The sequence below is a fragment of the Bradyrhizobium macuxiense genome (assembly GCF_001542415.1).
Lineage (GTDB): Bacteria > Pseudomonadota > Alphaproteobacteria > Rhizobiales > Xanthobacteraceae > Bradyrhizobium > Bradyrhizobium macuxiense.
Genome location: NZ_LNCU01000119.1, coordinates 1 through 7612, shown reverse-complemented (window position 1 = coordinate 7612; position 7612 = coordinate 1). Strand labels below are relative to the sequence as shown.

The 7612-nt window shown below is 65.9% G+C and carries 9 protein-coding genes and 1 pseudogene; 6 read left to right on the top strand and 4 right to left on the bottom strand.

Features of this window, described 5'->3' with window-relative positions:
• The 4 genes and pseudogenes from AS156_RS45385 to AS156_RS36635 all read left to right on the top strand — a co-directional run.
• Window positions 1–289: pseudogene (locus tag AS156_RS45385) on the top strand (penicillin-binding protein); the annotation flags it as partial.
• Between the two features lies 1 nt (window position 290).
• Window positions 291–1392: transglycosylase domain-containing protein (locus tag AS156_RS45380; RefSeq protein WP_249762066.1), on the top strand; the 1102-nt coding region annotated here is incomplete at its 5' end.
• Between the two features lies 1 nt (window position 1393).
• Window positions 1394–1972, top strand: a complete 579-nt coding sequence (locus tag AS156_RS36640) for a DUF1214 domain-containing protein (protein ID WP_066514679.1) — start codon at window positions 1394–1396, stop codon at window positions 1970–1972.
• The gene (locus AS156_RS36635) at window positions 1969–2589 is read left to right on the top strand and encodes a DUF1254 domain-containing protein (protein WP_066514677.1); all 621 of its coding nucleotides are present in this window, start codon (window positions 1969–1971) and stop codon (window positions 2587–2589) included. Before AS156_RS36640 ends, AS156_RS36635 begins: the two co-directional genes overlap by 4 nt.
• Here the strand turns inward: AS156_RS36635 and AS156_RS36630 are convergent.
• Window positions 2586–3431 carry an MBL fold metallo-hydrolase gene (locus tag AS156_RS36630; protein WP_066514676.1) on the bottom strand — a complete coding sequence of 282 codons (846 nt, stop codon included), beginning with the start codon at window positions 3429–3431 and terminating at the stop codon, window positions 2586–2588. The genes AS156_RS36635 and AS156_RS36630 overlap by 4 nt on opposite strands.
• A 92-nt stretch (window positions 3432–3523) precedes the next feature.
• On the opposite strand from AS156_RS36630, the gene AS156_RS36625 reads away from it, so the two are divergent.
• Entirely contained in the window at window positions 3524–4405 is an 882-nt protein-coding gene (locus AS156_RS36625; protein WP_066514670.1) for a LysR family transcriptional regulator, read from the top strand.
• Here AS156_RS36625 and AS156_RS36620 read toward each other — a convergent pair.
• Together AS156_RS36620 and AS156_RS36615 are read right to left on the bottom strand one after the other, a co-directional pair.
• Window positions 4374–5141: a hypothetical protein gene (locus AS156_RS36620; RefSeq protein WP_066514668.1), complete on the bottom strand. Its 768-nt coding sequence runs from the start codon at window positions 5139–5141 to the stop codon at window positions 4374–4376. The two genes, AS156_RS36625 and AS156_RS36620, sit on opposite strands and share 32 nt — an antisense overlap.
• 16 nt (window positions 5142–5157) lie before the next feature.
• Window positions 5158–5355, bottom strand: coding sequence for a hypothetical protein (locus tag AS156_RS36615; protein WP_066514667.1), 198 nt, complete (start codon window positions 5353–5355; stop codon window positions 5158–5160).
• A 261-nt stretch (window positions 5356–5616) separates the two neighbouring features.
• Between AS156_RS36615 and AS156_RS36610 the strand changes: the two genes are divergently transcribed.
• Window positions 5617–6588, top strand: coding sequence for a DUF2336 domain-containing protein (locus AS156_RS36610; protein WP_066514665.1), 972 nt, complete (start codon window positions 5617–5619; stop codon window positions 6586–6588).
• 9 nt (window positions 6589–6597) lie between these two features.
• On the opposite strand, the gene AS156_RS36605 is transcribed toward AS156_RS36610, so the two are convergent.
• Window positions 6598–7612: IS630 family transposase (locus AS156_RS36605; RefSeq protein ID WP_082747544.1), on the bottom strand; the 1015-nt coding region annotated here is incomplete at its 5' end.

Below are 7612 nucleotides of genomic sequence, written 5' to 3'. Positions count from 1 at the left end.
CAATCCCGCCGTGGCGGTCGACCGGCGCGACGAGAATTCGCCGAACTACTATCTGGATTACGCCTTCGACGAGATGCGCAAGCTCGTCGACACCTTCCCGAAGTCCTACACCGAGCGCGTCTTCGTGGTCCGCACCGCGATCGACATGAACGTGCAGCACGCGGCCGAGGATACGATCGAGAACGAGCTCCGCCAGTTCGGCCGCGACTATCACGCAACCCAGGCGGCAACCGTCGTGTCCGACCTCGACGGCGGCATCCGCGCCATGGTCGGCGGGCGCGACTACGGCNGAGCCAGTTCAACCGCGCCGTCGACGCCTATCGGCAGCCCGGTTCGTCGTTCAAGCCCTATGTCTACACCACGGCTCTGCTGAACGGATTCACGCCGAATTCGAAGATCGTCGACGGCCCGGTCTGTATCGGAAACTGGTGTCCGCAAAACTATGGCCACTCTTATTCCGGCCTGGTGACGCTGACGCGAGCGATCACGAACTCGATCAACGTCATCCCGGTCAAGCTCTCGATCCTGCTCGGCGGCAAGGAAGGGCCGAAGGCCGGCCGCGCCAAGATCGTCGAAGTCGCGCGCCGCTTCGGCCTCACGGCGCCGCTGCCCGACACGCCATCGCTGCCGATCGGCTCCGACGAAGTCACCGTGCTCGAACACGCCGTCGCCTATGCGACCTTCCCGAACAAGGGCAAGGCCGTGACGCCGCATGCGATCCTCGAAGTCCGCACCGGCGCCGGCGATCTGGTCTGGCGCTGGGACCGCGACGGCCCGAAGCCGCGTCAGGCGATACCGCCGAATATCGCCGCCGACATGGCGGGCATGATGAGCCACGTGGTCAGCGAAGGCACCGCGCGACGCGCCGCGCTCGACGGCATTCCGACTGCCGGCAAGACCGGCACCACCAACGCCTACCGCGACGCCTGGTTCGTCGGCTACACCGGCAACTTCACCTGCGCGGTGTGGTACGGCAATGACGACTACTCGCCCACCAACCGCATGACCGGCGGCTCGCTGCCGGCGCAGACCTGGCACGACATCATGGTCGCCGCACATCAGGGGGTCGAGGTGAAAGAACTGACCGGCGTCGGCATGGGCCAGAAGCTGCCGCAGCCGGCGCAGGCCAACGCCGCGGCGAATGCGGCGCCCAAGATCCTGGAGACCAGGCCGGGTCCGCCGCCTGTGCTGACCAAGCGCGGCGCCGATGTCCTGGTGCGGGTCGAGAAGGAGCTCGATGACGCCGCCCGGACGATCGGCAAGACCACGCTGAACGAGCCGTCGAACACGACGCCGAAGTCGGAATCCTCGAGCGCGCTGGCCTTCCCTGAGAATTACGTCGCCGCGGCAGGGTCGGACGGCACGACAGCAACCGTGCCTCGCAAGAACTGACGTGCGGCTGCTCATCTCCACCTTGCTGGCGCTGTTGATCGCCGCCGCTGTCGGGCTCGGCCTGACCTACATGACGTCGACGCGCGGCACCGATCTCGGCACCCTGAAAATCGGGGCTTGGACCGCGCGGCCGAAGAACGGCACGTCCGACGTCGACCCCTATTCGCGCGCGACCATCGCCCGCAGCGGCGAGCTGCCGATCGGCACCGGTGACGGTATCGCGTTCACCGCCACCGCCGACGACAAGAACAAGCCGCTCGACGGCCGCTGCGACGTCGTCGTCAGCGGCGTGACGCCGGCGGCGCGGTTCTGGACGCTGACGCTGTTCGACCGTAAAGGCCATCTGGTCGCCAACGCGCTGCAGCGCTACGGCTTCACCAGCCAGGAGATCATCCGCGCCTCCGACGGCACCTTCGAGATCCACATCGCCTCGCGCGCCCGGGCCGGCAACTGGCTGCCGACCGGCGGCATCGAGCGCTACGCGCTGATGCTCCGCCTCTACGACACGCCGGTCGGGGTCGCGACCCGCACGCAGCGCGACGCGCCGCTGCCGGCGATCACAACGACGGGCTGCCCATGATCCGCATCGTGTTCACGATCCTGGCGGGCGTGCTGCTTGGCGGCGTGGTGCATCTCGTCAGCGTGCTGGCGCTGCCGAGCATCGCATCCCAGGACGCCTATTCGCGGCTGACGCTGATGACCAAGCTCAACGAGGTGACGCAGCTGCCGCTCGCCGATCCGGGCAACTCGCCGATGCCGTTGATGGACCCTGCGTTCGCGGTCGCGATTTGCCGCTACGATCTGTCGACCGGGCCGATCAAGCTTACGGTGCCGGTGAGCCAAGCTTATACGTCGGTGTCGTTCTACACCCGCAAGGAGCTCGCCTATTACGCCATCAACGACCGCTCCGCCGGCAAGAAGGTGATCGAGCTCGACCTGATGACGGAGGCGCAACACAGCGACCTGCCGGAGGACGAGGACATCACCTCCGCCGACCGGCTGATCATCGACTCGCCGACCACCACCGGTCTGATCCTGCTGAAGGCGCTGGCGCCGGAGCCCGGGCTGATGCCGCAGGCGCAGGCCTCGCTCGCGGCGGCAAAGTGCAGGGTGCAGACCGAGCCGACGGCGGCCAAGCAGGACACGCCATCACCACCCGCGCCGGCTCCGGCACCGCCCCCGGCGCGCAAGCGCTAGGCGGCTGCGGCCGCCGCATGCCGGCCGCAGCGGCAGGCCTCGTAATCGACGGGGTCGTGGCTGTTGATGATGGTCACGGTGCCGCCATGCGCCGCCTTCAGCGCCCGCAGCCGCTCCTGGTTCTGGATGCGGGCCGCGCGGTCGATATCGGCGCGGCGCTGGAAGATGCCGAGCACGAACGGGATCCGCGGAGTGGCGTCGAGCTGGGCGTGATGGAAATAGGCGTCGCCGGCATGCAGCAGCCACCTGCCCTTGTCGCGGACCGCGATTCCGCAATGACCGGGCGTATGTCCCGGCAGCGGGATCATCAGGATATCCGGCTCGCGGTCGCCGAGCGCGCGCACGCCCTTGAAGCCGAACCAGTCTTCCCCGCCCTGGTCGTAGAACGCCCAATCCGGCCCGTGCCGCCACTGCGCCGTGATGTAGCGACCGGGAGGCGGCGCAATCTGGCACGTCACTGCCATCTCATACTCCTTGCGATGGACGTGAACCTTCGCCTTCGGAAAGTCCGGCACCCCGCCGGCATGGTCGCGATCGAGATGCGTCAGCAGCACGTGCCGCACGTCATCGGGCGAGAAGCCGAGCGCCTTGATCTGCCGCACGGCCGTCTCGGCCGGATCGAGCCGCGGCGTGGTCTGACGCACCCATCTGCGTCCGAGCCGCGCGGGGTCGGCGATATCGTCGAGCCCGATGCCGGTATCGACCAGCACGAGGCCCGCATTGCTCTCGACGAGCAGGCAATGGCAAACCATTCGCCCGCGCTGGAAGATGCCGCCGGTGCCGTTCACCAGCCGCTTCCCTATCGGGCACATGGTGCCGGTGTTGAGATGACGAATGCGCATCGCAAGCCCTCCGCTGAAACCGGCAGATGGCTTGCCACGCGGCACATCATAGGTAAAATATTGTCTTCTGATCTATTCGATAGGATAGGCCTATGGACATCCGCGAGCTTCGTTACTTCGCTGCGGTCTACCGGGAGCGCAACCTGACCGCCGCGGCCAGGCGCTGCTTCATCTCGCAGCCGTCGATCTCGGCGGCGATCACCAATCTCGAGGCCGAGCTCGGCACCACGCTGTTCATCCGGCACAAGAAGGGCATGGCGCCGACGGAATCCGCCGCGCAATTCCACGCCGTCGCCCGCAAAATCATCGACGAGGCGGACGCGGCGCGAAACCTGTTTCGCAAGCCCGCGACGCGGCAGGCGCTGACGCTCGGCCTGCTGCGGACGCTGGATCAGGCGCGAACGGTGGCACTGCTGAAGCCGCTGACCGGCAACGCCGATCTCGCGCTGCGGCTGGTCGGCGCCAACGAGACAGCGGACGCGCGGATCGTCGCAAAGACCATGATCGACGCCGGCGAGCACTTCATCCCGCTGTGGAGCGAACGCTACGTCGCGGCGCTGCCACCGTCGCATCCCCTCACCCTCAAGGAGACGCTCCGCACCGCCGACTTCGCCGGCGTACCGATGATCGATCGCTGCCATTGCGAGCAGCACGAATTCTTCAGGCGCCATTCGCCTCCGCGCACCCCGGTGGCGATCGCGGAATCGGAGGATTGGGCGATGGCGCTGGTCGCGGCCGGCATCGGCGTCGCGATCGTCCCCGAAGGGGTGGCACGCGGCAATCCCGAGGTGGCAGTGCGCCCAATCGAGATCGACGTGACGCGGCAGGTCGGGCTCGCCTATCCCGCGGCCCGTCCGCCGTCCGATGCGCTGAAGGCGTTCATCGCGACGCTGCCGCGGCAACAAACCAGAGGCGGCAGCACAAGGCTGAAGGCGAGCAGGCCTAGCCCTTCGACACCACGGCGTGGCCGTTGACCGGCGCGGGGATCGGCGGCGAATTGGCCGTGAGCCGGGCGAGCTCGCCGATCTGACGGTCGGCGTCCGCCGCCATGCCGTCCGGCGCCTGGATCACCAGGCGCTCCAGCGCCCAGCGGTAGGAGGAGATCCGGCGCTCCAGGCTCTGCTGAACCCATTGCACGATCAGCGCGTTCTCTTCCATCCGCGCGACCGCGTCGGCGCGCTCGCGCGGCGAGACGTCCGCGATCATGTTGAGGCTGGCACTGCGCTTGCGATCGAGGTCGATCACCTGGATCGCGATGGCGAAGAACGGTTCAAAGCGCGTGATGTCGTCGCGGACATCATCGATCAGCAGCGAATAGCGCGAGGCGAACGAGCGGTGCGGCTCGTCGATCAGGTTGCGGCCGTACGACGTGCGATCAAACACCACCTTCTGCCGCCACGGTGACGGCAGCGGCTGGTAGTCACCGAACACGCTCTTCCATGCGGGGCGCGACATCGGCGCCTCAATGAACTGATAGGCCAGATCGCGCAGTTGGCGTTCATTCTCGGTGAGCTGAAATTGCGAGGCCTTCATGCCGATGCTGCCGGTCGCTTCCGCGCCAAGCCAGCGATGCATATCGTCGTTGCGGAAGTCGGCGCGGGTGCGGCCGAAATCGCCGCCGCTGCAGCCGCCGAGCGCGGCGCCCGCCAACAGCAATATCAGCGCCGGGAGTGACCGCCGACCAGCGATCCGCTGCACAAGCTCCGGCATCGCAGGATGTCCGCAGTCAGGAGCGCCGACGGCGACGACGGCCCGGTGCGGTCCCCGCTTCCGGTCCGCGATCACCGCCGGTCTGCTCGGCGGCTCGCTCGATCCGAACGACGGGGAGGATCAGCACTGTTCCCATGCCTTCGCTTGCAGCGCCGTCCATCATGATCGGCCGCCGCGTAGCCGCATCCGCCGGGAATTCAATGATGGTGCCCATGTTCCGTTCTCTCTGGCCCCCGCACGGACATGATTAGCCCTGCGCAGCCCGAATTAAGAACGGGCATGGTTAATGACATCTTAAATCACCGATACGGATGGTTACGGATGCGGCGCTGTGCCCTATTTGACACGCGCAAATTGTAGCGTTCACCTTCACGACTTGTTTTCCTTAACTGCCTCTTAAAGCAGCCTCGGTAGGCTCGCCTCTACACGGGTTTTCCAAACTCGAATCGATATCCAAGTCGCGTACACGCCCGAGATGAGCGCAGCTCCACTATTTCCAGGTTTTGATGGGCTGATGACGCTATCCCGTCGCGAGGGCGTCGATATCCGCCCGACACTGCTGCGCGTGTTGACCGACCTTTATGTGCAGGCCAGCGCCCACTCCGCGGACGAGGAGCGGCAGTTCGTCGAGCTGACATCACGCCTGATCGACGAGGTCGATGACGCGACCCGCGCCGCGGTCCGCGGCCGGCTCGCGATCTATCCGGCGACGCCTGTCAAGATCCTCGACCAGCTGGGACTGCGGCGCGCCGATGCCGATCAGCCGATGCCGGCTGCGTCGGCTATTCCCGCGCCCGCTCCAGTGGCCCCCTCGACGAGGATCCCGACCGAAGCAGAACTGCGGATCGCGGCGAGCCTGTCGATGCGGCCGAACGATGCCGCCGAAATTTCCGACATGTTCTTTGCCGCCGGCACCGGCGAGCGCGCGCAGATCCTGCGCAATCTGCAGGATACGCCGCTGAAGGCCGCCGCACGGATTCCGGCCGCCCGCGCCGCACGCGCGATCCACATCCTGGAGATGGCGGCGTTCGCGGAGGACATCGACAACTTCACGCTGGAGCTCGGAGAGGCGCTGATCCTGCCGTCGCGGATCGCCGCGCAAGTGGTCCACGATCCTGGCGGCGAGCCGCTCGGCTGCGCGATGCGCGCGCTCGACGTGTCGAGTGCGGCGTTTCAGCGGATCCTGATGTTCCTCAACCCGGAAGCAGGCTCGTCGGTCAACTATGTCTATCGCCTGTCGCGGCTTTACGATCGCCTCAGCGAACGCTCAGCGCTGGTGATGCTGGCGGCATGGCGCGGCTCGACCATGGCGGTCGCTCGCGCCAAGTATCGCTCCTCGCTTTACGACGACGAGCGTCATCGTGCGCGCACCGCGCCGTTGCTGACGCGGCCGACTGTGCAGCCCGGCAGCGCGGCCGCCGTACGCAACCACAAATCCGGAAGCTAGTACCCGGAATCAGAGTTGATTGATACGGCGGCCCTTGAAACGGCGTTGACGGATCTTTTTCTTGGTCCAGACGAAGGGCTCGGCTTTGTCGTTGTAGGCGTTGACGTAGGCATCGATGTGTTCCTGAAGCTGCTTGAGGCTTGTGAAGGAGGTGCCGCTGAGCGACTGCCCCTGCAGGATTGAGAACCATACCTCGATCTGGTTGAGCCAGGACGCACTCGTCGGTGTGAAATGGAATTGCACATTGGGATGGGCCTTGAGCCAGCTCTCATTCTTCTTGTGGGTGTTGAGGTTGTCGAGGATGACGTGAAGCTTTCGGCCCGGAAAGGCCGCGGTGAGGCTGTTCATGAAATCGAGAAACTCGACACGGCGACGGCGTTTTGAATGCGTAGCGATGATCTTTCCGGTGGCGACTTCGAGCGCTGCAAACAATGTCGTGGTGCCATGCCGCTTGTAATCGTGGCTCTGGCCGGTCAAGGCGCGGCCATTGGGCAACTTCAGATAGCCCTGCGCTCGCTCCAAAGCCTGGATCGAGGGCTTCTCGTCCACGCAGAGCACAATAGCCTTCGCCGGCGGGGCGACGTAAAGGCCAACGACATCGGCGGCTTTGGCCGTAAAGTTCGGGTCGTTGCTCTCACACCAGGACTTGCGAGCCGCGAGGTCAATCTTGTGGCTGCGCAGGAACCGCCAGACATATTGGACGTCAACATCGCCTAGCGCCTCGGCCAGCAGAGGGCCGGTCCAGCGCGCAAACCCTTGCGGGGGCGGCTTATCCAGCAGCTTCAGAATCCGCTTGTCGGTCGTCTTCGTATAGATCGGCTGCTTGCCGGGCCGCGGCTTGTCTTGCAGCCCTTCAAGGCCTTGGTCGGCATAGCGATGCCGCCAAACGCTGACAATCCGCGGCTGGACCCCAACTTCCTTGGCGATCGACCGGGTGCTGCGCCCGTCCGCCGCTAACAGGACTATCCGCGCCCGCTTCAAATCGCGCTGCAATGTCATCGGTGAGCGACAACACGCCTCAAGC

Coding starts and splice junctions, on each gene's coding strand:
- AS156_RS36610 (WP_066514665.1), top strand. CDS start 5,617: ATGAGCGCAGCTCCACTATTTCCAGGTTTTGATGGGCTGATGACGCTA.
- AS156_RS36615 (WP_066514667.1), bottom strand. CDS start 5,355: ATGGGCACCATCATTGAATTCCCGGCGGATGCGGCTACGCGGCGGCCG.
- AS156_RS36620 (WP_066514668.1), bottom strand. CDS start 5,141: ATGCCGGAGCTTGTGCAGCGGATCGCTGGTCGGCGGTCACTCCCGGCG.
- AS156_RS36630 (WP_066514676.1), bottom strand. CDS start 3,431: ATGCGCATTCGTCATCTCAACACCGGCACCATGTGCCCGATAGGGAAG.
- AS156_RS36625 (WP_066514670.1), top strand. CDS start 3,524: ATGGACATCCGCGAGCTTCGTTACTTCGCTGCGGTCTACCGGGAGCGC.
- AS156_RS36635 (WP_066514677.1), top strand. CDS start 1,969: ATGATCCGCATCGTGTTCACGATCCTGGCGGGCGTGCTGCTTGGCGGC.